Here is a 21,221-nt window from a genome sequence, read left to right as displayed (position 1 = left end):
AACAATCGCAGACATACGTCGGCCCTCGGCCGGGACTCGCAATCCCGATCGAGGGCCTGACCACCGAGGAAGAAGAACGCTTCCCGATGGATACCCAAAACCCTAGCGTGCACCCGCACGCCCAGTCAGCCGATGACGCCGACGGACCCCTCGCGCGGGCGAATCCGCGCCCCCGCGTTCGGCCGCCCGCCGACCGTCCCTCCGGCGTCACGCACGACAACTCCCGGCACACCAGCCGCTTCACGGTGATCGGCAACCATCTCGCCCAGCACGCCCAGTTGTCGCTGCTCGCCATCGGTCTCGCCGTGCACATCCAGTCGCTGCCCGCCGGGGCGCGCGTCGACATCAGGACCCTCACCGGACGCTTCCCCGAGGGCGCGACGCGCATCGCCGCCGCCCTGCGTGAGTTGGAGGCGCACCACTATCTCCGCCGCGAACGCTCCCGGTTGCCCGGCGGCCGGATCGTCACCCGCACGGTCTCCTGCAACCAGCCCGCAGCGACGGCGCGTCCGCAGGCCACGGCCCGTCAGCAGGTGACCGTGTCGCGGCACCACGGCGGGACGACCGCCCGCGCCGTTCGCCCGCAGGCAGCCCCTGCCCCGGCCCCGGCTGCTGCCGCTGCCCCGGTTCCTGCCGCTGCCCCTGCGGCATCCGTCCCGGTCGCCGACGAGGAGCGCCCCGCCCACCGCCGACGGCCCGGGCCCCGCAGGACACACCCCCTGCCCGCCGTACCGGAGCCCGGTTTCCCCTCGCCCGCGCTCCTCCTGGCGGCCACCGACCTCCTCACCGGCCTGCGACGTCGCGACTCCCGTCTGCTGCTCTCCGCCTGCGACACCGCGCATCTGGCTCCCGGAGTCGCCGCCTGGCTCGAACGCGACGTGGGCCCCGATGCCGTACGCCACGCGCTGACGAGCGGGCTCCCGCCCGAAGGCCCCCGACGGCCCGCCGCCCTGCTGGCCCACCGGCTCGCGGCGCAACTGCCGCCGCCCCCGCCGTTCCGGGCGCCGGAGCCCCCGCCGCCGGTCCACCACCCCTTCCAGACCTGCGACGCCTGCGACCGCGCCTTCCGGGCACCCGAGCCGGGCACGTGCCGCGACTGCCGGCCACCGGAGCCCGGGGAGACGGCGTGAGCGCCCGGGACGCCCCCGGGCACGAGCTGATCCCCCGGCCCGAACAGACCCCGGAGGCGCTGCGCACCGCCCTTGCCGTCGTCGCGCCGAGCCGCCTGCCGGACATGCGACGGACGCACGACGAAGCCTTGGCCAAGGCCGTTGCATGGCAATCGCCCACTCCGGTGCGCAGTTGGGTGCTGATCTGGGCCAGGGACATCGAGATCGCGCGCAGGCCGGACCTGTCGTCGCGTCATCTCCGCGCGACCGGCGATCTGGAGCACCGGGACCCGGACCTCGCCCGACAGGCCCTGCGGGATCTCTCCACGGTGAACTGAGGCCCGGCCCGGCCTCACACCCCCCACCCGCTGCGTCGACGCGCACCCACAAACCCGCGCCCACAGACCGCACCCGCCCGGCCGCGACCGACCGCTTTCGTGTGCTTCCTCTGCGATCCTGGCCGCATGGACAGCCCGGAGCGCCGCGCAACCGAGCCCGTCACGGCCGAACCAGTCACGCCCGAACCCGTCGCCCCCGACGGGCCGCCCCTGCGGACCCGGACCCTGCTCACCCAGGACTGGCAGGACCTGGCGATGCTGCACTGGCCGGTGGATCCCGCCGCCGTCGCGCCGCTGCTCCCGGCGGGCACCGTGCCGGACCTGTTCGAGGGCACCACCTATGTGGGGCTGATCGCGTTCCGGATGTACGGGATCGGCTTCCTCGGGCTGCCGAGGGTGCCGTACTTCGGGACGTTCCCCGAGACGAACGTGCGGCTGTACTCCGTGGACGAACGGGGCCGCCGTGCCGTGGTCTTCCGCTCGCTGGAGGCGGCCCGGCTGGTGCCGGTGCTGGTCGCGCGGGCCGGTTTCCGGCTGCCGTACACCTGGGCGCGCATGCGCGTCCGGCGCGAGGGGCCCGGCGGCCGCGTGCTCACGTACACGAGCGGCAGGCGCTGGCCCGGCCCGGTCGGTGCCGCCGCGCGGATCCGGATCAGGGCGGGTGAGCCGATCGCGGAGCCCACGGCCCTGGAGCACTTCCTCACGGCGCGCTGGGCGCTGCACACGACCCTGGGCGGCACGCTCGCCCACCTGCCGAACACCCACCCGCGCTGGCCGCTGCACCGCGCCGAGCTGCTCGAATGCCGCGAGACGCTGATCGCCGCCGCCGGCCTCGACGCGCCGCTCGGGCCGCCCGCGAGCGTGCTGTACTCGCCGGGCGTCCCGGTCCGCTTCGGCCGGCCGGAGCGCTGAGCCCGTGCCCTGAGCCCGTGCCCCGTCCCGGCCCCTGTGCCCGGTTCCCCGTTCCCACGCGCTGAGCCGGAGACGGGAACGCCGGAGGCCGGCCCGTGGCATGGGCCCGGACCGGCCTCCTCGCGCGCGTCCGTCGCCACGGCCGCGTGGACTTACGGCTACGCGTAGTACATCGGCGCGGCCGCCGCCGCGTGGGCGACTCAAGCCGTCGGGGGCTCCTCAAGGCGCGGGAAGAGGACCGCGCCCTTCGTCACCGTCGCTCCGGCGGGCAGTCCGCCCCAGGTGCCGACCCCTGCGATCCGCTGGTCGGCGAGCGCCCCCAGCGACTCGGCCGCGCCGAGCGAGTCCCACAGCTTCTGGCTGGTGTCCGGCATCACCGGGTTCAGCAGCACCGCGATCGCGCGCAGCGACTCGGCCGCCGTGTACAGGATCGTCGCGAGGCGCGCCTGCGCCTCGTCGGAGGTGTCCTTGGCGACCTTCCAGGGCTCCTGCTCGGTCAGGTAGCCGTTGACCTGCTTGACGAAGTCGAAGATCGCCGCGATGCCGCCGGAGAAGTCCAGCTCCTCGCCGATGCGCCGGTCGGCCTCCGCGACGGCCTTCGCCAGGCCCGCGTGCACGGCCCGCTCGGCGTCGCTGTCGGCGGTGGCCTCCGGCAGCTTCCCGCCGAAGTACTTGCCGACCATGGCCGCGACACGGGACGCGAGGTTGCCGTAGTCGTTGGCGAGCTCGGAGGTGTAGCGGGCGCTCAGGTCCTCCCACGAGAACGAGCCGTCCTGCCCGAACGCGATCGCCCGCAGGAAGTACCAGCGGTACGCGTCGACACCGAAGTGCGTCGTCAGGTCCTGCGGCTTGATGCCGGTCAGGTTGGACTTCGACATCTTCTCGCCGCCGACCAGCAGCCAGCCGTTCGCGGCGATCTTGCCGGGCAGCGGCAGGCCGTTCGCCATCAGCATCGCGGGCCAGATGATCGCGTGGAAGCGGAGGATGTCCTTGCCCACCAGGTGCACGTCCGCCGGGAAGGTGGAGGCGAACTTGGCCTCGTCGGAGCCGTAGCCGACCGCCGTCGCGTAGTTGAGGAGGGCGTCGATCCACACGTAGATCACGTGCTTCGGGTCCCACGGGACCGGCACGCCCCAGTCGAAGGTCGAGCGGGAGATCGACAGGTCCTGGAGGCCCTGCTTGACGAAGTTGACGACCTCGTTGCGGGCGGACTCCGGCTGGATGAAGCCGGCGTTCTCCTCGTAGTGCGCGAGCAGCTTCGGGCCGTACTCGCTGAGCTTGAAGAAGTAGTTCTCCTCTTGGAGGATGTCCACCGGCTTCTTGTGGATGGCACACAGCTGCGTGCCGTCCTCGGCCTCGATGAGGTCGCCGGGGAGCTTGTACTCCTCACAGCTCACGCAGTACGGGCCCTCGTAGCCGCCCTTGTAGATCTCGCCCTTGTCGTACAGGTCCTGGACGAACTCCTGGACGCGGTCGGTGTGGCGCTTCTCCGTGGTGCGGATGAAGTCGTCGTTCGCCACGTCGAGGTGGGTCCACAGGGGGCGCCACGACTCCTCGACGAGCTTGTCGCACCACTCCTGGGGGGTGACCCCGTGCGCCTCGGCGGTGCGCAGGATCTTCTGACCGTGCTCGTCCGTGCCGGTGAGGAACCACACCTTCTCACCGCGCTGGCGGTGCCAGCGCGTGAGCACGTCGCCTGCGACGGTCGTGTAGGCGTGGCCCAGATGGGGAGCGTCGTTGACGTAATAGATGGGGGTGGAGACGTAGTACGTCTTCTCGCCCCGCGCTTCGGTTTCTGTGGCCGCCATGCTCGAAATGGTATCCGCCGCGCTCCGGTGCCTTCGAACCGTTTCCCGCGGCCCCCGCGCGGTCTGCCCGCGGCCTGCCCGTGAGCCTCGCTGCGGCCTGTCCTTGGGCCTGCCTGCGGCGTCGTACGCCGTACGTCCCACCGTCGTGCCGTACGCCCGCGCCGGGCGCCACGGGTGAACACTGGACATCTGTCCCCCTCCCCGGGGGGTGGGGACGTCTAAGGTGCCAAACGAGAGAGCGGTTCCGGGATCTTCGGCGCGCGGCCGATCGTTCCACCTCGTGGGTCGAAGGATCTCGGGATCCGGCACGGGGCCGGTGCTCCGCCGCCCGGACACGGTCCCGAGCGGGCGCGGGCGGGAGAGCGGCGCACGGTGGTCGTACGACAGGCGAACAGGCGGCAGGAGGTGCGGTCCGGTGGCGGGTGACGCTGAGCAGTCGGGTCGGTCGGACGGTGCCGAACCACCGCCGTGGGACGGTGTCGGGCTGCCGCCCGCCGCCCGCGAGCGCATGGCGGGCGCACAGCGCAGCGGCACCTGGACGTCCGCCCTGTCCACCGGCGCGTTCGCGGCCGTGCGCTCGGTCGGCTTCGAGCCGGTCGGGCAGGTGATGGGCTCGGCCGTCTACCAGATCTGGAACGTCTACGACTGCCAGTACTCCGGCTACGACATGCTGAACCGGGGCGCCCCCTCCCGCACCGTCGTCTACGGCATGGAGGGGTACGACGCGGCCCGCCGCACCGCGCTCGAACGGCTCACGACCGAGTGCGCGATGCTCGGCGGTGACGGCGTGGTCGCGGCGGAACTCACCGTCGCGCCATTCCCCACGGACCCGAGCTACCTGGAGTTCAAGGTCATCGGCACCGCCGTACGGGCCCGCGGCCCGGTGCGGCCGAAGCGCCCCTTCACCTGCCACCTGGACGGCCAGGGCTTCGCGAAGCTCGTCTCCAACGGCTGGGTCCCGGTGGAACTGCTGGTGGGCATGGGCAGAGGCGTCACCCACGACACCTTCCTCACCAACGTCCAGTCGAGCAGCTGGAGCAACGCGGAGGTCGACGGCTGGTCCTCACTGGTCCAGGCCGCGCGGGCGTCCTCCCGCCGCCGCCTCGCCCAGATGGCGCGCTCGCGCGGCTCCGACGGCGTGATCCTCGCGACGGGCTCGCTGGTCGTGCGGGAGGCCGCCTGCTGGCGGGTGCCGGACCAGCGGGACCACATCGCGGACTCCACCATGATCGGCACCTCCGTCGCCGCCTTCCGCCGGTCCACGACCAAGCCGAGCACGCTGGCCGTCCTGCCGCTCGGCCGGCACTCGGACCGGCTGCGGGCCCGGCTGGCCGCCGTGGAGTCGTCACCGTACGGGGACCCGCTGGAGCGGTCCCGTCTCGTGGAGGAGCTTCACGACCTGGGCGAGCAGGGGTGACGGACGCGGTGGAGCCGATGAACGCGACGCGGACAAGGGACCTGAGGGACGCGCAGGACCCGGGGAACCTGCGGGACCTGCGGGACCTGCGGGACCTGCGGGACCCGGGCAATGTACGGGACCTGCGGGACCCGGGCAACGTACGGGACCTGCGGGACCTGAACGAATCGACAGTTGATGCAGCGGACACGACAGGGGTGACGATGTGAGCGGTACGGAATCCGAGCCGGGACGAGGACCTTCGCAGGAGGGTGTCCCCGCCGACGCCATGCGCCGGCTCGCCGACCTGACACCGGGCAAGGCCGGTGCGATCTTCACCAGCGACCTGTCCGTGAATGAGTTCCTGCTGGTCAGGGAAGCCGGCTTCCGGCCGATCGGCCTGGTGCTGGGCAGTTCCATCTACCACGTCGGCATCCAGATCGGCCGCTGGAGCAAGAACCAGGAACTGGAGACGCTCAGCCAGGCGATGTACCACGCCCGCGAGCTGGCGATGACGCGGATGGAGGCGGAGGCCGCGCAGCTCGGCGCCGACGGCATCGTCGGCGTACGGCTCAGCGTCGAGGCACGCGACTTCGGCAACGACATCGCCGAGTTCATCGCCATCGGCACCGCCGTGAAGGCGGACGAACCCGCGCCCGGCGGCACGTCCTGGCGCAACAACAAGGACCAGCCGTTCACCTCCGACCTGTCGGGGCAGGACTTCTGGACGCTGATCAGGGCGGGCTATGCGCCGCTCGGCATGGTGATGGGCACGTGCGTCTACCACGTGGCACACCAGCGGATGGGCGCGTCGCTGTCGAACTTCGGCAAGAACGTGGAGATCGAGAAGTTCACGCAGGCCTTGTACGACGCGCGGGAGCTGGCCATGGCCCGGATGCAGGCGGAGGCCGAGGAACTGCACGCGGAGGGCGTCGTCGGCGTCCAGCTCAACGCGCACAACCACCGCTGGGGCGGGCACACGACGGAGTTCTTCTCCATCGGCACCGCCGTACGCCCCCTGCGTGAGGACCACGAGATCGCACGGCCGACGATGGTGCTGAGCCTGGACGGCTGAGAGACGACGACGGCCGGGAGCCGAGAAGGGGGATGTCACGCATGGACGACGCCAGGGGAGACGAGCCGGGAGCGGCGGAGGGCACGTCGGGCGGCACGGGCGGGCAGGACGGCACCGAAGGACGGGAGACCCCCGGGGTCCCCGCGGTCCCCGGTGCCTCCGGCGCCGCTGACGACCCGGGTGCCCCGGGTGCCTCGGTCGAGCTGCTGGCCGCCGCCCTGCGCCGGGACGCGGCCGATCTCGACGTGTACGCGCAGGTGCTGAGCGGCTCGCTCGCCGAGGCGCTGCCGGCCGGCTCGGTGGAGCTGGAACGGAAGCGCTCGATGGCGGACCGGATGGCCGGCCGGGACGGACGTGTCGAGCGCGCCGAGATCTCGCTCGGTGACGAGCGCCTGGTGCTGAGCATGACGCGCGGGCGCCTGGTCCCGGAGGTCCTGAAGGTGGTGCGGGGCGTGGTGCTGTCCCGTTCGCAGGTGGAGATGGACGAGTGGGCGCGGCGGCTCGCCGAGGCGATCGCGACCCGGGCCCGCTCGGACGCGCGGGCCCGGGCGGCACTGGAGCGACTGGTGGTCGGCGGCGGCGAGTAGCCACCGTCCGGGGCGGCACTCGCCACGGGCGGGCTTCCTGGGCCGGGCCCGTGCGGGGGGCGCGGGACGCGGGACGCGGTGCGGGGTGCGGGGTGCGCGTGGTCCCGCCCGGGGCGTCGCGTCGGGTGCGTGGCCACGACGTCGCGGGTTCGTGGCCGGCCCGTCGCGGGTCGGTCGCGGGTTCGTGGCCGGCCCGTCGCGGGTCCATGAGTGGTCCCTGGGCGGTCCGTGAGTGGTCCGTTGGGAGCCTCCCGCCGGGTCCGTGGGCAGCCCCGCGGACCAGTCGTGGAGAGCTTTGCGAAACACCCGATCCGGTAGGACTGCCTCCGGGACCGTGACAACTCAGGGTGAACCCAGCGAAAGCGCTCCGGCCCGGCCGGGACAGGGCCGACGCACGAAGGAACGGGGCGAGAGGCAGGGACGTCTGCATGCGGGTGCTGGTCGCCGAGGACGAGGAGATCCTGGCCGAGCTGGTGGCGACGGGGCTGCGCCGCGCGGGCTTCGCCGTCGACACCGTCTACAGCGGTGACGCCGCACTCGCCTACCTCGGACTGCACGACTACGACGTCGTCGTCCTCGACCGCGACCTGCCGCGCGTGCACGGCGACGACGTGGCACGCAAGCTCGTCGCCGAGTCGTCCCGTACGCGCATCCTGATGCTGACCGCGTCCGCCTCGATGGAGGACCGGGTGGCGGGCCTCGATCTCGGCGCGGACGACTACCTGGGCAAGCCGTTCGAGTTCCCCGAACTGGTCTCGCGCGTGCGGGCCCTGCGGCGCCGCAGCGCGCGACCCGTGCCGCCGCAGCTGGAACGCGCCGGCGTGCGGCTCGACTCCGTACGGCGGGAGGCGTCGCGCGAGGGGCGTCCACTGGACCTGTCGCCCAAGGAGTTCTCCGTACTCCAGATCCTGCTGGAGGCGGACGGGGCGCCCGTCTCGGCGGAGGAACTGCTGGAACGCGCGTGGGACGCGCACGCCGACCCGTTCACCGGAGCGGTACGGGTGTGCCTGAGCAAGCTGCGCGGCAAACTCGGCGAACCACCGCTGATCAAGACGGTACAAGGAGTCGGTTACACCCTATGAGCGCGACGGCGGCCACCCCTCCCGCACCCGGCCCGGCACGCGGTTTCGCGCGGGGACCGCTGCGGTCCCCGGTGCGGGGACCGGGTCCTGTGCTCGGACCCGGCTCCACGATCAGGACCCGGATCGCCCTCGTCTACGGCGGTGTCTTCGTCGTCCTCGGCGCCTGCCTGCTCGGGGTCGTGAACCTGCTCTCCAACGCCAGCACCCACGACCAGGCGGCCCGCATCGCGGCCCGCGCCGATGTCGTCCCGGTGTGGAGCGCGGTCCCCGGGACAGGACGCGGCGAACGGGACTCCCTGTTCATCGAGCGGGAGGCGGAGCGGCCCGCGCGCGTCACGCTCTTCCAGCTCACGGACCACGTGAGCGACGCGGCCCGCAACGAGCTGCTGTTCTGGTCGCTGGTCGCGCTGCTGGCGATGGCGCTGTTCGCGGTGGTCGTCGGCTGGTGGACGGCCGGACGGGTGCTGCGCCCGGTCCGCGCCATGACGGAGAAGGCACGCGGACTGTCGGAGCGGAACCTCTACGAGCGGATCGCCGCGAACGGCCCCGACGACGAGCTCAAGGAGCTCGGCGACACACTCGACGCGCTGCTCGCGCGGCTGGAGAAGGCGTTCGACAGCCAGCGGCGGTTCATCGCCAACGCCTCACACGAACTGCGGACCCCGCTGGCCACCCAGCGGGCGGCCATCCAGGTGGGACTCGACGACGCCTCCACACCCGGGGAACTGGCCCGCACACGCGCCACGCTGTTGGACAACAACCGCAGGAGCGAGCAGCTCATCGAGGGTCTGCTCGTCCTCGCCCGCAGCGAACGCGGCCTGGCGGACGGTGAGTTGGAGGACGTCGACCTCGTGCAGCTGGTGGGGGAGGAAGCGGCGCGGCACGGTGTCACCCTGCTGACGCCGGTGTCCGGGGTGGCGGTGAAAGCCGTGCGAGCCGGGGCCGTCGAGCGCACATCCCGGCCCGTCCGCGGGAACCGGCTGCTCCTGTCCCGCCTGGCCGCCAACCTGCTGGCCAACGCGACGAAGTACAACGTGCCCGGAGGCACGGTCCACGTCAGTGTCGAGAACGGCACCCTCCGCGTCACGAACACGGGACCTCAGGTGCCGCCCGCCGAGATCCCCGCACTGTTCGAGCCGTTCCGCCGGGGCGAGGGCCGGGACCGGCTCTGCGGGGGCGCGGGCGCCGGCCTCGGCCTGTCGATCGTGCGCTCCATCGCGCAGGCCCACGGGGGCGGCGTCTCGGCGATCCCCGGCCGCAGGGGCGTCGGCGGCCTGGAGGTCACGGTCGTCCTTCCCACGACGACCGCACCCCCGCCATCCGCACCCCCGCCGGTGACGGCGGGCACCGGCCTGCTCTGAAGTGCGGGAGCCGGCCCGCTCGGATGTGCGGGCGGTGCGTGAGTGCGGTCCGCTCGAAGTGCGGGCGGTGCGTGACTGCGGGCCGGGTCGGGGCGGGGCGGGAGCACGGCGCCCATGCCGATGCCCCGCGGGAACGGGCCCGCGGGGCATGGAGGGATCGTCGGCACGCCGGGTGGAGCGGCAGCGGTTCAGCGGCCCCCGGCCGCGTCCCAGGCCGCGACGAGACCCGCGTACAGGTCCGCGTCGGACAGCTGGTGCGGCTCCGGTCCCGCGTGGAAGAAGCCGACGTGGTCCATCTCCTGCTCCGTCTTGCGCAGGAAGTCGAACGCCTTCGAGTCGTACGGCCCGAACGCGACGAACGCCCACTCCAGCTTCTTGCCCGCGACATCGCTCAGCGCCTGACGTGCGACGAGCTTGGCGTCGGGCGCCCCGTCGGTCTGGAACACGACGAGCGCGGGCCGGCCCGCGGCGGCCGCCGCGGACTTCTCGTAGTGCTCGACGACCTCCTCGACGGCACGGTGGTAGCTGGTACGGCCGAGCCGGCCCAGTCCGGCGTGCGTCTCGTCGATGACGTTCTCGTAGGCGCCCGGCGAGAGAGCGGCGGAACCGTCGATGTCGGTGGAGAAGAACACCGTGTGCACCACCGGGTCGTCCGTACCCAGGTGTGCGGCGAGCGCGAGCACCTGCTCGCCCAGACGCTGCGCGCTGCCCTCCTTGTAGAAGGACCGCATGGAGCCCGAGCGGTCCAGCACGAGGTACACGGCCCGCTCAGGCGTGTCGCCTGCCCCGCCCAACGCCTCCCCTGCGGCGGTGTACGCGGCTCTCAGAGCCTCCGGCACACGATCGGCGGAGGCCGAGGCCGCCGCGACGGCCACCGGCTCGGGCTCGACCTCGGAGGCGGGGGTCGGGGCGGGCTTGGGCTCGGGGGCAGGGGCGGGGGCGGGCTCGGGCTCGGCGGACGCGAGTGGCTCCGGCTCCGGCTCCGGCTCCGGCTCCGGCTCCGGCTCCGGCTCCGGCTCCGGCTCCGGCTCCGGCTCCGGCTCCGGCTCAGCGGATGCGGTCGGTTCGGGCTGCGGGGCGGGTTCAGCGGACGGGGCCGGTTCGGGTTCGGCCACCGCCGCCACCGGCGCCTCCGGCTCGGCGGACGCGACCGGCTCGGGCTCGGGCGCGGGCTCGGGGGCCGGTTCCGGCTCGACAGCTGCGGCTTCGGCCGGTTCCGGCTCGACGGCCACGACAGCCAGGGCGGCCTCCGGCTCGGACTCCGGCTCGGACGCGATCGGTTCCGGTTCCGAGGGCGCGGCGGAATCCGCCTCGGCCTCGGGCTTCGCGACCGGTGCCTCTTCCACCGCATGTACCGGCTCGGCCGACGATGCGGGCGTGGCCTCGGGCTTCGCGACCGGTGCCTCTTCCACCGTCGGCGCGGGCTCGGCCTCGACGGTCACGGCATCGGGTTCCGCGGTGTCCCGGTGGCTCCCCTGCGAGGGGACCTTCGGTGTGGGTGCGGCAGCCGGACGCGGCTTGTCGAAGGCCGCGGCCACCAGGTCCGCCGCCGCCTCCTCGGGGACCGGGCGCGAAGGCCCGGGGACCTTCGGCGTGGACTCCGTGGCCGCGGCGGCCGGCTCGGTCGTCGCCGGCTCCTCGGGCTCCGCGGAGGTCGCGGGCTCCGGCGGGGCCGACGCGGCGCGGTCCGCCTGCGGCGGGACGGCCGCCGTGGCGGACTCGTCACCGTTGCGCTCCTCGGGGCCGCGCGTGTCGGCTCCGTCGCGTCCGAACACCTTGCGCAACAAGCTCCGAATGCCCATGGGGGAGCCCTTTCAGCTGAGTTGGGTGTGCCGGTGGAAGTCAGGGCCTGCGGATCGACCCGGAGTGACCCCACATTTCTGGCCAGGGCGGATACGTAAGGTTAGCCGCCGTCCCGGCCGGCCCCCCGCCTCGCCCTGCGGTACGCCGTGAACTGCCCCTCCGGGTCGCCCGTGTACGACCACGGCGCGCGCGCCGCCCGGCCGCCGAGCAGCGCGAACGCGTCCGACGCCGCGGCGTCGAGGCCGGCCAGGCACAGCGCGTGGGTCAGGTAGTTGAGGCTGCCGACCTCTTCCGGGAGGAGCGGGCCTTCGGGGCGCCCGCCGAGCCACCGCGCGTAGGTGCGCCGCGCATCCGTCACCGCGATCTCGTGCTGCCAGTGCTGGCCGGTCTCGCACGGCGGGGGTGTGCCCTGCGCCGCCGCCGACTCGATCACGTACCGGAACTCCTCGACACGGGCGATCTGCACCAGCACCGGCAGGGGTGAGCCCTGCGGTGCGACGGCGGCGGCGTCGCGCGCGAAGCCGTACATGCGGCCGTGGGTGCCGTGCCAGCGCGCGGAGAAGTACCGCAGCAACTGGGTGTGCCCCTCCACGTTGTGCGGGTCGCGCCGTCGCAACCCGTCCCACCAGCGCTGCAGTTCCGGGCCGCGCACGCCCTTCCCGTACAGCCTGGCGACCGTCAGCAGGGAAATCCAGGGGGCCGGGTCGAGGGGGCTCGCGTCCGCCGCGCGCAGGCAGGACCGTACGACGCCGTCGAGCCGGGACTCCGCGACGCCGCTGCCCTTGCCGGGACGTACCCCGCCGTGCAGCGCGATCGCCTCGTCGAAGACCCGCACCACCTCCGTGGCCGCGCGCAGCACCAACGCGTCCGGGTTGCCCGGTTCGGCCTCGGCCCACGTCTCGGAGACCGACCCTGCCGCCGCCGCGTTGGAGAGGACCCGCAACCGGTGCGTACGGCGTGGCCAGTTGTCGCCGGTGACCGCGAACAGGTCGCGTACGCCCTGCCAGCGGCCGATCACGATGTCCTGGCGCGCCTCGGTGAGCCGTATGTCGCCGAAGCCCGGGTCGAAGTCGGTTGCGTCCTCCGCCGTGCCGGGCGGCGGACAGGGCGGGCCGTCGTCCACCTGGTCCTCCGCGAGGGCGGCGGGGCGCACGGTCCATCCCAGTCCGCCGGGCGCGGGTGGCGGCGCGTGCGGGTCGAGCGGCTCCCGGGTGCCGCGGCCCCCCGGCGCCCAGGGCGCCGCACGCTTGTGGCGCTTCTCGTACGGCTCCGGTGCGGCGGGCGCGCGGTCGGTGTCCGGCATCCCCGCGAAGCTCGCCACCCCCGGACGTCCCGGCCATACCGGCCGTCCGAGCCACCCGCGGCCTCCGGCCGACCTGTGCCGGTTCTCCGTCGCCATGGCAGACCCTCCTCAGCTGAGCCGGCCCGCTTCGTCCCGCGCGCCCCCGCGTGCTCCCACGCCCTCAGAAGTCCGTCGCCATCGCGCCGTCGTCGTGCCGTACACCGTTTTCCCGGGCAGGTCCCGCGGTCGCCCGCGACGCGTCCAGGCGTGCTGGACGGTAGTACGAACTGCCCTTCCGCCAGTACCAGAACATCGGGACGATTCCGATACCGAGTCCTCCGAGCCCGATGGTGGCCTGCGGTCCCGTCAGCCGGCCCAGCGATTCGAAGAACATCCACAACACGAACACGGAACCCAGCAGCGGCCAGACCCCGCTCAGCAGGAACTCCTTCACGGAGGTCAGCAGCAGCTTCCGGTAGGCGACGACCACGGCAAGCCCCGCGAGCCCGTAATACACACATATCTGGAGGGAGATGGCGGTCACCGCGTCCGACACGACCTCCGTGACCGACCCGAACAGGCCCGCGGCCAGCAGCATCACGAGGGCCACCACACCGACCACCGCGATCGCCGTGTACGGGGTGTTCCACCGGCGGTGCACCCGGCCGAGCGCGGCGGGCAGCGTACGGTCGCGGCCCATCGCGAACAGGGACCGGGTCACCTGGATGAGGGTCGTCTCGAACGTCGCCACCGTCGACAGCAGCACCGCGACGATCAGCAACCTGCCGCCCACCCCCGGCCACACGGCCTCTCCCAGCACCCGCAGCACGTCCGCGCCGCCCCCCGCGACCTGCCCGGGCGTCAGGAGCATGGTGACGGCGACGGTGTACGCCTCGAAGAGCAGGAACACCACACCCACCCCGATCAGCGCCGCGATCCCGGCGGTCCGCCGGCTGTTGCGGGTCTCCTCGCTCAGGTTGCTGGTGACGTCCCAGCCCCAGAAGTAGAACGTCGCGACGAGCGCGCCTGCGGCGAACCCGCCCGGCCCGTCGAAGTCGCCGAACCCCAGCCACCGCCAGTCGAAGTCCCGGCCCCCGCCGCCGTGCACGAGCGCGAGCACCAGGAAGGCCACGAGGAGCGCCACCTCGACTCCCGTCAGGGCGAGTTGCGTCCGCACGGACAGCCGCACCCCGCACATCACGACCGCCAACATCACCAGGAACCACCCGGCCCCCACCAGCGCGGCGAGCCCGGTCCGGTCGCCGAGCGCCGGATCGAACAGGGACAGCGTGAGCGTGCCGGCCGGCAGCGCGCCCGCCACCATGAAGATCGTGGTGGACACGACGAGCGCCCAGCCCGCGAGGAAGCCCAGGAACGGGTGGAGGGTGCGCCCCACCCAGGAGTACGCGGCACCCGCGCTCCCGTCGACGCGGCCGAGCCTGCCGTAGGCCAGGACGATCCCGAACATCGGTACCGCGCAGTACAGCAGCGCGGCGGGACTCGCGAGGCCGACCGCGCCGACGAGCACGGCCGTCGTGGCGGAGATCGTGTACCCGGGCGCACTGCCCGCGACGGCCATCACGGTCGTGGCGAACATCCCGAGGACCCCCGGCTGCAGGCCGCGCCCCGGCGCGCCACGGCCCCGCGCGCCGGGGCGCACGGCTCCGCCGCGCCCGTCGGGCCCACGACGTCCACTGCGTGCGTTACGTCCGCGCATCGCGATCACCCACTGCTTCCGGAGAGGGGCGGGGTCGGCATGGTAGCGACGTGGCGGCGCCGCGCGCGGTGCCTCACGGCGTCAAGTCCGTCCGACACCGCCGGTCGCGGGACGGCTTGTTCGAGCAAGTCCCCTATGACGAAGACCAGTTCGACGCCGTCGTACCCAACGACGCGTACGCGTCAAAGTCACGCGCGCCGACGCACGGTCCGGCGCCCGGCCGCGGGCGGCTCCCCGTTGGCCAGGACCGCCGGCCAGCACCGCGAGGCCCGATCGCAGGCGGCGGGGCCTCGCGCGGGACCCCGGCGCCCGACTGCGGGCGGCGCGTCGCGCGGGACCCCGGCGCCCGACTGCGGGCGGCCGCCTCGCCGACGCCCTTCCCGCTGTCCGCCCTCTCCCGCCCCCGTCCCGCGGCACCGCTCCTGCCGGCGCGCTGCGGTTAGGCTCGGTGGTATGCCCGCCGACGACCCGAACGAGCAGACCGAACGGTCCGGCCGGACCGAGCAGCCCGGCCGGACCGCCGAGGCCGGGACTCCCGCCGCGTCCCCGGCCCCGCCGCCCGGCGCCGAGGCACCCGCCCCCGCCCCCGGCGGAGGCCCGTCCGTGCGGGTGGACAGCTGGGTCTGGTCCGTACGCCTGACGAAGACGCGCTCCCAGGCCGCGACCGCCTGCAAGGCCGGCCACATCCGGGTGAACGGCGAGCGCGTCAAGCCGTCACAGCCGGTGAGGGCGGGCGACGAGGTGCGCGTCTGGCACTCGGCCCATGAACGACGCGTCGTCATCACCAAGTTGATCAAGAAGCGGGTGGGCGCCCCCGTCGCCACGACCTGCTACATCGACAACAGCCCGCCGCCTCCGCCGAGGGAACTCACGGCACCGGCCGCGGTGCGCCCGCGCGGTGCGGGCCGCCCCACGAAGCGCGACCGCAGGGAGCTGGACCGCCTCCAGGGCAACTGAGACGGGCCGGCCCATCGCGGGGGTCAGAGGTCAGAGGTCAGGGGTCGGGGCGCGGCGGGGGTGCCGGGCGCCGTCCGGGCACTCGGGACCCGGGACCCACGCGGCCCCCTCGCCAACCGTCGCGGGGCGACGGGCCATGCCCGCACCACGCCGCCACCGTCCGCCGCCCTCGCCCTCGCCCTCGCCCTCGCCCTCGCCCTCGCCCTCGCCACGATCCGCCGGCGCCGAACGGCAGGGCAGTCGGAACGCCCGGACGGCGGTCCGTGACCTGACGGGCGGGCAGGGGCGGTCTCAGCCCTGGTAGCCCTCGACCTCGTTCGCCGGGCGCACCTTCGCCTCCGCCGGGTCCTCGCCGAACTCCGACTTGGCCCGTCGCTGCCGCAGCAGGTCCCAGCACTGGTCCAGTTCCACCTCCACCGCACGGAGCCGCTCCCGCTCCTCGGCGGCGAGGCCCTGCGTCCCGACGGAGCGCTCGCGCAGCCGGTGCTCCTCGTCCACGAGGTCGTCGATGGTGTGGAAGATGCCCTTGTTGTCGTTCGAAGCGCTCATCGCGCGCCCGCCTCTCGCACACGTGTCAGTGACGACGATTCCTTGGGTCCTAATGCCGATCCTGCCCCCTTCACCCGTGCAGGTCGAGCCGTACCAGCAGGGCGCGGTGGTCCGTGTCGGACAGGCCGATGAACCGCGCGTCCCGTACCGAGAATTCCCGGCTGACCAGTACGTGGTCGATCTGGACGCCCAGCGGCCTGGGGGCCGCGTGCGGCCAGGAGGGCGTGTGCGCGGCCCCGCCGTACAGGGCGCTGTCCCGCAGACCGCCCGCCGCCAGCAGGTCGCGGAAGGCCGCGTGGTCGCGCGTGGCGTTGAAATCGCCCGCGATGAGCGTGGGCGGCCCGCCGCGTCCGGCCGCCGCGTACGCGCGGATCCGGCCGAGCTCGGTGCGCCAGTCGTCGACCTGGCCCGGGATCGGCGGCAGGGGGTGCGCGAGCTGGACCCGTACCGTCCGGCCCCCGAGCGCGACCCGCGCGCCGGGCATCGCCATCGTGGACGGGATGCCGGGCGTGGCGTCGAGCGGGAGCACGGAGAGGATCGCGGAACCCTTGGAGCCGTCCTCCCGGACGATGTCGCGGTACGGATAGAGCGCGTGCGGCAGCCGCGCGTCCAGCAGCGCGGAACAGTGCAGCGAACACTCCTCCACGAAGACCAGGTCCGGTTTCCGTCCGCGCGCGCTCTCCCGCCGTACCTCGTCGATCAGGCCCGCCGTCGCCTGCCCGAATTCGACGTTGGAGGTCAGCACGGTCAGGTGTGCCACGACCGGCCCCGGCGGAACGGGGGCTGACGCGCCCGCCCCATAGGGCCGTACGAACCAGGCGGTGACCACCAGGGCCACCACGGCCCACAGCACGCCCGTCCGCCATCGCAGGCCCGCGGCACCGAGCAGTGCGATCCCCGCGGGCACCAGCAGCCACGGCAGCAGCGCGAGCAACTGCGGTACGGGGGTGACCCCGTCGGTCCCCGCCACCCTGCAGGCCACCACCACCGACACGGCGAGCAGCAGCAGCGAGACGGCCGCGCGGACGGCACCGCGTACGAGGCGCAGCGCCAACGGACGGCGGACAGGCGGGCCTTCGGTGCGAGGAGGCGCGAGCGACGACGTGGGCAACGGCCGGCCTTCCGGGCGACGGGAACGGATCCGCGTCCCTGCCCGGCTCCGAAGCGGCCGCCGGATACACGGCGGTGTCCGCCGACGGATCCACGGCCGCCCACGGATACGGGCTGCGGGCAGCGCACCGGACCGACCGGCGCGCCGCCCGCATCCTTACCCAAGAGGCCGTCTCCCGGCACCCCGTGCCGCGAGGGTCCCGCGTCACACGGTCCTGTGCGTCCCGCGGTCCCAGGCCAGGGCCCAGATCACGAAGACCGAGACGCCGATCGCGAGGATCGACCAGACCGGCGCGAAGGGCAGGAACATGAACTGGGCGAAGATGTTCAGCGCCGCCAGCGCGATACCGGTCAGCCGGGCCCAGGTGGCACGCCGCAGCACACCGAGGCCGACGAGCACCATCAGCACGCCCAGGGCGAGATGGATCCAGCCCCAGCTGGTGATGTTGAACGAGTAGACGTAGTTGTGCACGTGGGCGTAGACGCTGTCCCTGGAGATGGCCACGATCCCCTGCAGGATGTCCATGATCCCGGAAACGAGGAGCAGCGTGCCCGCGAACAGCGTCCCGCCCGCCGCCCAGGCCGCGGTGTGGTCGTGATCGTGCCGACCGTGTCCTGCGCCGGGCCCCGCACCCATGTCGGAGCCGGCGCCACGAGGAGGTTGTGCTGTGTTCTGGCTCATGTGAACATGGTGCGCCCAAAACGACAAAAGGGATATTTATCTTCTCCTCACCTGACCGCGCTCCCGCCCCTGGGCACACCCGCTCCCCGGTTGACGCGACCCGGCAGCGGGTGTGCCCTGGAAACGGAAGCAGTGGGGGTTCCGGGGGCGTGAGGGAAGGAGTTCCCCGATATGGCCGCTCACGCAGCACCGACCCCGCGGAGGGGTTCCACAAGCCGCCGGGCCATGCTCCAGGGCCAGCACTCGGCGATCGCCCTGCGGCTGCCACTCGTCCTCGGCATCGGCTACGGGGCCTACGCGTCCTTCCTGGCACGCGCCGGCGGGCCGGCGAGCTTCACCCAGCTGTGGCTGGCGCTGGCGTCCGGCGTCGCCTTCGCGGCGGTCATGTACGCGATCATCTTCGCCCAGCCCACCATGAGCCGTGAGCTGCGGGCGCCCCTCTGGGGCGTCTTCCTCGGCACGTCCGTCGGCTTCCTGCGGGGGCTCGCCGACTTCAGCGTCTACCGCTCGGTGGGGTTCGGGCTGGTCATCGGCGCCGCGGTCACGGTGGTGACCTACTACTGGTGGTACACACGTGAACAGCGTGCGGACACCCGCGTGTAGCAGCCGGGCAGCGCGCGCCGCCGGAGCGGAACAGTGGGCCGTGACGTGACGAGCGGGCATGTGTGGGCCCTGGCCGTCGCCCCGGTGCCTCTCCTCTCCCTGACATCCCTGCTCCCCCCGCTCTCCCCGCTCCCCCCTCCCTGCTCCCCCCGCTCTCCCCGCTCTCCCCGCTCCCTGCTCTCCCCGCTCCCTGCTCATCCCTGATGCCTTCGGGGCGTCGACCGGGTGGTGATCCACCTCGGCGCCCCGGGGGCTTTCTGGCGTCCGGGGGGCGGAGTTGTCCACAGGCCGGGGGTTGTCCACAGAGCGTGAATTGCCGATCACCTGGCGTGCTGGGACCTGCGTAGGCTGAAAGCGAGCAGGGAGACACGCGCCGTGGTGGCGTTGGCGCGAGGCGCGTACCCGGCGGCGTCGCGCGGGGTGGGGCGCCGGATGCTCGGCGGCGGGTCGACAGGGACCGAAGCGGGGGTTGACCTTGCCGTTGGGGGAAGCCCCAGCATCGGTTGGGCCGGGCGGGGAGGACCGCGCGGTACGAGGAGGGTGGGGCGGATGGCGAGCGGTGGTACGGCACGACTGACGATCGGGGCGTTCGCGCAGGCAAGCGGACTCTCGGCGAAGGCACTGAGGCGTTACGACGAACTCGGCCTGCTCCGGCCCGCGCGCGTGGACGACCTGACGGGCTACCGCTACTACGAGCCCGCGCAGTTGGAGCGCGCCCGGCTGGTGGTGTGGTTGCGCCACATCGGGATGCCGCTGGCCCGGATCCAGGGGGTCTGCGACCTGTTCGCGAGCGACCCGGTGGCTGCGGGGCGCGAGATCGCCGCGTACTGGGCGGTCGTTGAGTCGGAGACGGCGGCCCGCCGTGACCTGGCCCACTTCCTCGTCGAGCATCTGACGGCGGACCCGCAGGGTCCGCCCGGAAGGGGTACGACCGTGATGGCGAAGGCTCATTTCGGACCGGCTCGCGAGCTGGGGATCAAGTACGCGTCGCACACGACGCGGGGCCGGGTCAGGGAGACCAATCAGGACGCGGTGTACGCGGGCGAGCGGCTGTTCGCGGTCGCGGACGGCTACGGGAAACTGGGTGCCCCGGCCGGCGAGGCGGCCATCGAGGCACTGCGGGCCCGTCTCCCGGAGGGGCTGTCAGGCGCCGACCTGCTGAACGCGCTGGCGAGTTCGGCGGAGGCGGCCGGCCGTGCGGTCGAACCCTTCGAGGATTCGGGTACGACGCTCACCGCGCTGGCGTGGACGGGGTCGCAACTGGCGCTGGTGCACATAGGGGACACCCGCGCGTATCTGCTGCGGGACGGTGAGCTGTTCCTGATCACGCACGACCACACCGTGGTGCAGGCGATGGTCGACGCGGGCGACCTGGATCCGGCGGAGGCGGCCTCGCACCCGCAGCGGGCCATGCTGGTGCGGGCGCTCACCGGCGGCGGGGCCGGGGACAGCGACGGCACGGGACACGGGGTGGGCACCTTCGACGTGCGGCTGCGCGACACCGAGCCCGGCGATCGTTTCCTGCTGTGCTCGGACGGGCTGTCGGCGGTCGTCGCACAGGACGCGATACGGGCGGCCCTCGCGCCCTCGGAGTCCCCCTCGCCCGAGGCGGCGGTGGCAGCGCTGATATCCCTGGTGGAGGCGGCGGGAGCGCCGGACAACGCCGGGTGCGTGGTGGCCGACGTGGTGGCACTGTGAGCGCCGCCGGGGCAGGCCACGAACGCCATACGCGCTACCTCGCCGAGGCAGCGGCCTGGCGCCTGGCCAGGACGTGCCGATCGCGTGCGCGCGGCATGCGGAAAGGACGCATCCCGCTGCCTCGCCGCATCAGTGCCCCGGTGACCGGACGGCCGGTCGCGTAAGGGAGAACCGTACGGCGCGGCGCGCGTCCCGCTGTTCACGGGCGCGCGCTCGGCCGGCGGCCAGCCCTGCCGGCCTCTCGGGCCGCTTCTCGCCCCTCGTCGCCGTCTCAGAGGCCCGCGAGGAGCTGCTCGAAGGGGACCACCTCGGGTTCGGCGCCCTCCCCCGTGCCCTCGCCCTCCCCCGCGCCCGGCGCCGACTCGCGGCGGGCGTGCGGGACGGCATCGCCGCCCGCCGGGGTCACCAGCGCCGCGAACTCCTCGCCGGCGCGGGTGATCCGGGCCGGGAGGCCGCCGCCGTAGGTGTCGGCGCCCGCGCCCCAGTCGTCCGTCGCGGCGAAGACCGCCGTGGGCAGCGTCAGCGCGTGCAGGTAGGAGAACAGCGGGCGCATCGCGTGCTCCACGACCAGCGAGTGGCGGGCCGTGCCGCCGGTGGCGGCCAGCAGGACCGGCGTACCGGTCAGGGCGTCCGGTTCGACCAGGTCGAAGAAGGACTTGAAGAGTCCGCTGTACGAGCCGGCGAACACGGGTGTCACCGCGATCAGCCCGTCCGCGCCGGTGACCGCGTCGAGTGCGCCGCTCAGCGCCTCGGACGGCCAACCGGAGACCAGGTTGTTCGCGATGTCGACCGCGAGGTCACGCAGTTCGACGACGCGTACGTCGACAGCCGTGCCGGCCGGTACGTGCTCCGTCACGGCGCTCACCAGCCGGTCCGTGAGCAGTCGCGTCGACGACGGCTTGCTCAGCCCCGCCGTCACGGCCACCAGCTTCAGCTCGTTCATCCCGTCCCTCAACTCCTCGGCCGACCGGTCGTGCGACCGGTGGTCTCCCTGTTCGTTCCCTTCACCCGCTGCCCCGGGGCGGAGCCCGCCGCTCCCGGCCGGGGCCCTCGCCGAAGCGGAGGCCCGTCGCCGGAGCGGAGGCCCGTCGCCCCGAGCCGCGAGTCCGCTGCCCCGGGCTCCGGGCCGACAGCCGTTACCTCGGGCGTGCC

General features: G+C 73.5%; 20 protein-coding genes. 12 read left to right on the top strand and 8 right to left on the bottom strand.

All coding sequences use genetic code 11. The features are described 5' to 3' along the window. Positions 1-86: 86 nt before the first annotated feature. The 3 genes from OG310_RS18525 (at position 87) to OG310_RS18515 (ending at position 2,359) form a co-directional block, all read left to right on the top strand. A complete protein-coding gene (locus OG310_RS18525; RefSeq protein WP_329456990.1) occupies positions 87-1,130 on the top strand; it encodes a helix-turn-helix domain-containing protein in 1,044 nt (347 codons plus the stop codon). Then, complete coding sequence (locus OG310_RS18520) at positions 1,127-1,447, top strand: hypothetical protein (protein ID WP_329456989.1); 321 nt, start codon at positions 1,127-1,129, stop codon at positions 1,445-1,447. Before OG310_RS18525 ends, OG310_RS18520 begins: the two co-directional genes overlap by 4 nt. A 126-nt stretch (positions 1,448-1,573) precedes the next feature. Beyond that, a complete protein-coding gene (locus tag OG310_RS18515; protein WP_329456988.1) occupies positions 1,574-2,359 on the top strand; it encodes a YqjF family protein in 786 nt (261 codons plus the stop codon). 200 nt (positions 2,360-2,559) lie between these two features. Here OG310_RS18515 and metG read toward each other — a convergent pair whose 3' ends face one another. Continuing rightward, positions 2,560-4,167: a methionine--tRNA ligase gene (gene metG, locus OG310_RS18510; protein WP_329456987.1), complete on the bottom strand. Its 1,608-nt coding sequence runs from the start codon at positions 4,165-4,167 to the stop codon at positions 2,560-2,562. A gap of 415 nt (positions 4,168-4,582) precedes the next feature. Here metG and OG310_RS18505 point away from each other — a divergent pair, with 415 nt between their 5' ends. The 6 genes from OG310_RS18505 to OG310_RS18480 all read left to right on the top strand — a co-directional run bounded on the left by OG310_RS18505 (position 4,583) and on the right by OG310_RS18480 (position 9,668). Next, entirely contained in the window at positions 4,583-5,584 is a 1,002-nt protein-coding gene (locus tag OG310_RS18505) for a hypothetical protein (RefSeq protein WP_329456986.1), read from the top strand. A gap of 17 nt (positions 5,585-5,601) precedes the next feature. Beyond that, positions 5,602-5,793: a hypothetical protein gene (locus tag OG310_RS18500; protein WP_329456985.1), complete on the top strand. Its 192-nt coding sequence runs from the start codon at positions 5,602-5,604 to the stop codon at positions 5,791-5,793. Next, a complete protein-coding gene (locus OG310_RS18495; protein ID WP_329456984.1) occupies positions 5,790-6,638 on the top strand; it encodes a heavy metal-binding domain-containing protein in 849 nt (282 codons plus the stop codon). Before OG310_RS18500 ends, OG310_RS18495 begins: the two co-directional genes overlap by 4 nt. A gap of 41 nt (positions 6,639-6,679) precedes the next feature. Beyond that, positions 6,680-7,225, top strand: a complete 546-nt coding sequence (locus OG310_RS18490; protein ID WP_329456983.1) for a hypothetical protein — start codon at positions 6,680-6,682, stop codon at positions 7,223-7,225. A 428-nt stretch (positions 7,226-7,653) separates the two neighbouring features. Continuing rightward, positions 7,654-8,307, top strand: coding sequence for a response regulator transcription factor (locus tag OG310_RS18485; protein WP_329456982.1), 654 nt, complete (start codon positions 7,654-7,656; stop codon positions 8,305-8,307). Continuing rightward, the gene (locus OG310_RS18480) at positions 8,304-9,668 is read left to right on the top strand and encodes a sensor histidine kinase (RefSeq protein WP_329456981.1); all 1,365 of its coding nucleotides are present in this window, start codon (positions 8,304-8,306) and stop codon (positions 9,666-9,668) included. The genes OG310_RS18485 and OG310_RS18480 overlap by 4 nt, the downstream gene beginning before the upstream one ends. A 188-nt stretch (positions 9,669-9,856) precedes the next feature. On the opposite strand, the gene OG310_RS18475 is transcribed toward OG310_RS18480, so the two are convergent. The 3 genes from OG310_RS18475 to OG310_RS18465 all read right to left on the bottom strand — a co-directional run bounded on the left by OG310_RS18475 (position 9,857) and on the right by OG310_RS18465 (position 14,350). After that, positions 9,857-11,470, bottom strand: a complete 1,614-nt coding sequence (locus OG310_RS18475) for a VWA domain-containing protein (protein WP_329456980.1) — start codon at positions 11,468-11,470, stop codon at positions 9,857-9,859. Positions 11,471-11,571: 101 nt separating this feature from the next. Then, the gene (locus tag OG310_RS18470; RefSeq protein ID WP_329456979.1) at positions 11,572-12,774 is read right to left on the bottom strand and encodes a hypothetical protein; all 1,203 of its coding nucleotides are present in this window, start codon (positions 12,772-12,774) and stop codon (positions 11,572-11,574) included. A gap of 160 nt (positions 12,775-12,934) precedes the next feature. Then, positions 12,935-14,350, bottom strand: a complete 1,416-nt coding sequence (locus OG310_RS18465; RefSeq protein ID WP_329456978.1) for an APC family permease — start codon at positions 14,348-14,350, stop codon at positions 12,935-12,937. Positions 14,351-14,923: 573 nt separating this feature from the next. On the opposite strand from OG310_RS18465, the gene OG310_RS18460 reads away from it, so the two are divergent. Beyond that, on the top strand, positions 14,924-15,427 hold the full coding sequence (locus OG310_RS18460; RefSeq protein ID WP_329456977.1) for an RNA-binding S4 domain-containing protein: 504 nt from the start codon (positions 14,924-14,926) through the stop codon (positions 15,425-15,427). 291 nt (positions 15,428-15,718) lie between these two features. Here the strand turns inward: OG310_RS18460 and OG310_RS18455 are convergent, their stop codons facing one another. The 3 genes from OG310_RS18455 to OG310_RS18445 all read right to left on the bottom strand — a co-directional run bounded on the left by OG310_RS18455 (position 15,719) and on the right by OG310_RS18445 (position 17,768). Beyond that, positions 15,719-15,976 (bottom strand): DUF2630 family protein, encoded by a 258-nt coding sequence (locus OG310_RS18455; RefSeq protein WP_329456976.1) that lies wholly within the window; start codon positions 15,974-15,976, stop codon positions 15,719-15,721. 70 nt (positions 15,977-16,046) lie between these two features. Beyond that, positions 16,047-17,030 carry an endonuclease/exonuclease/phosphatase family protein gene (locus OG310_RS18450; protein WP_329456975.1) on the bottom strand — a complete coding sequence of 328 codons (984 nt, stop codon included), beginning with the start codon at positions 17,028-17,030 and terminating at the stop codon, positions 16,047-16,049. 261 nt (positions 17,031-17,291) lie between these two features. Beyond that, positions 17,292-17,768, bottom strand: coding sequence for a DUF7144 family membrane protein (locus OG310_RS18445; protein WP_329456974.1), 477 nt, complete (start codon positions 17,766-17,768; stop codon positions 17,292-17,294). A gap of 171 nt (positions 17,769-17,939) precedes the next feature. Here OG310_RS18445 and OG310_RS18440 point away from each other — a divergent pair, with 171 nt between their 5' ends. Together OG310_RS18440 and OG310_RS18435 are read left to right on the top strand one after the other, a co-directional pair. Next, positions 17,940-18,371, top strand: a complete 432-nt coding sequence (locus OG310_RS18440; protein ID WP_329456973.1) for a hypothetical protein — start codon at positions 17,940-17,942, stop codon at positions 18,369-18,371. 549 nt (positions 18,372-18,920) lie between these two features. After that, on the top strand, positions 18,921-20,069 hold the full coding sequence (locus tag OG310_RS18435) for a MerR family transcriptional regulator (protein ID WP_329456972.1): 1,149 nt from the start codon (positions 18,921-18,923) through the stop codon (positions 20,067-20,069). Positions 20,070-20,340: 271 nt separating this feature from the next. On the opposite strand, the gene OG310_RS18430 is transcribed toward OG310_RS18435, so the two are convergent. Continuing rightward, positions 20,341-21,012 carry an FMN reductase gene (locus OG310_RS18430; protein ID WP_329456971.1) on the bottom strand — a complete coding sequence of 224 codons (672 nt, stop codon included), beginning with the start codon at positions 21,010-21,012 and terminating at the stop codon, positions 20,341-20,343. Between the last annotated feature and the right edge of the window lie 209 nt (positions 21,013-21,221).

This window comes from Streptomyces sp. NBC_01497 (assembly GCF_036250695.1).
In the GTDB taxonomy this organism is placed as follows: domain Bacteria; phylum Actinomycetota; class Actinomycetes; order Streptomycetales; family Streptomycetaceae; genus Streptomyces.
This window is presented reverse-complemented; position numbering and strand designations above follow the sequence as displayed.

Excerpts from the sequence above, each read along its gene's own strand:
- OG310_RS18455 (WP_329456976.1), bottom strand. The coding sequence starts at position 15,976 with ATGAGCGCTTCGAACGACAACAAGGGCATCTTCCACACCATCGACGAC.
- OG310_RS18445 (WP_329456974.1), bottom strand. The coding sequence starts at position 17,768 with ATGAGCCAGAACACAGCACAACCTCCTCGTGGCGCCGGCTCCGACATG.
- OG310_RS18440 (WP_329456973.1), top strand. The coding sequence starts at position 17,940 with ATGGCCGCTCACGCAGCACCGACCCCGCGGAGGGGTTCCACAAGCCGC.
- OG310_RS18525 (WP_329456990.1), top strand. The coding sequence starts at position 87 with ATGGATACCCAAAACCCTAGCGTGCACCCGCACGCCCAGTCAGCCGAT.
- OG310_RS18460 (WP_329456977.1), top strand. The coding sequence starts at position 14,924 with ATGCCCGCCGACGACCCGAACGAGCAGACCGAACGGTCCGGCCGGACC.
- OG310_RS18470 (WP_329456979.1), bottom strand. The coding sequence starts at position 12,774 with ATGCCGGACACCGACCGCGCGCCCGCCGCACCGGAGCCGTACGAGAAG.
- OG310_RS18490 (WP_329456983.1), top strand. The coding sequence starts at position 6,680 with ATGGACGACGCCAGGGGAGACGAGCCGGGAGCGGCGGAGGGCACGTCG.
- OG310_RS18515 (WP_329456988.1), top strand. The coding sequence starts at position 1,574 with ATGGACAGCCCGGAGCGCCGCGCAACCGAGCCCGTCACGGCCGAACCA.
- OG310_RS18430 (WP_329456971.1), bottom strand. The coding sequence starts at position 21,012 with ATGAACGAGCTGAAGCTGGTGGCCGTGACGGCGGGGCTGAGCAAGCCG.
- metG (WP_329456987.1), bottom strand. The coding sequence starts at position 4,167 with ATGGCGGCCACAGAAACCGAAGCGCGGGGCGAGAAGACGTACTACGTC.
- OG310_RS18485 (WP_329456982.1), top strand. The coding sequence starts at position 7,654 with ATGCGGGTGCTGGTCGCCGAGGACGAGGAGATCCTGGCCGAGCTGGTG.
- OG310_RS18500 (WP_329456985.1), top strand. The coding sequence starts at position 5,602 with ATGAACGCGACGCGGACAAGGGACCTGAGGGACGCGCAGGACCCGGGG.
- OG310_RS18480 (WP_329456981.1), top strand. The coding sequence starts at position 8,304 with ATGAGCGCGACGGCGGCCACCCCTCCCGCACCCGGCCCGGCACGCGGT.
- OG310_RS18465 (WP_329456978.1), bottom strand. The coding sequence starts at position 14,350 with ATGTTCGCCACGACCGTGATGGCCGTCGCGGGCAGTGCGCCCGGGTAC.
- OG310_RS18435 (WP_329456972.1), top strand. The coding sequence starts at position 18,921 with ATGGCGAGCGGTGGTACGGCACGACTGACGATCGGGGCGTTCGCGCAG.
- OG310_RS18475 (WP_329456980.1), bottom strand. The coding sequence starts at position 11,470 with ATGGGCATTCGGAGCTTGTTGCGCAAGGTGTTCGGACGCGACGGAGCC.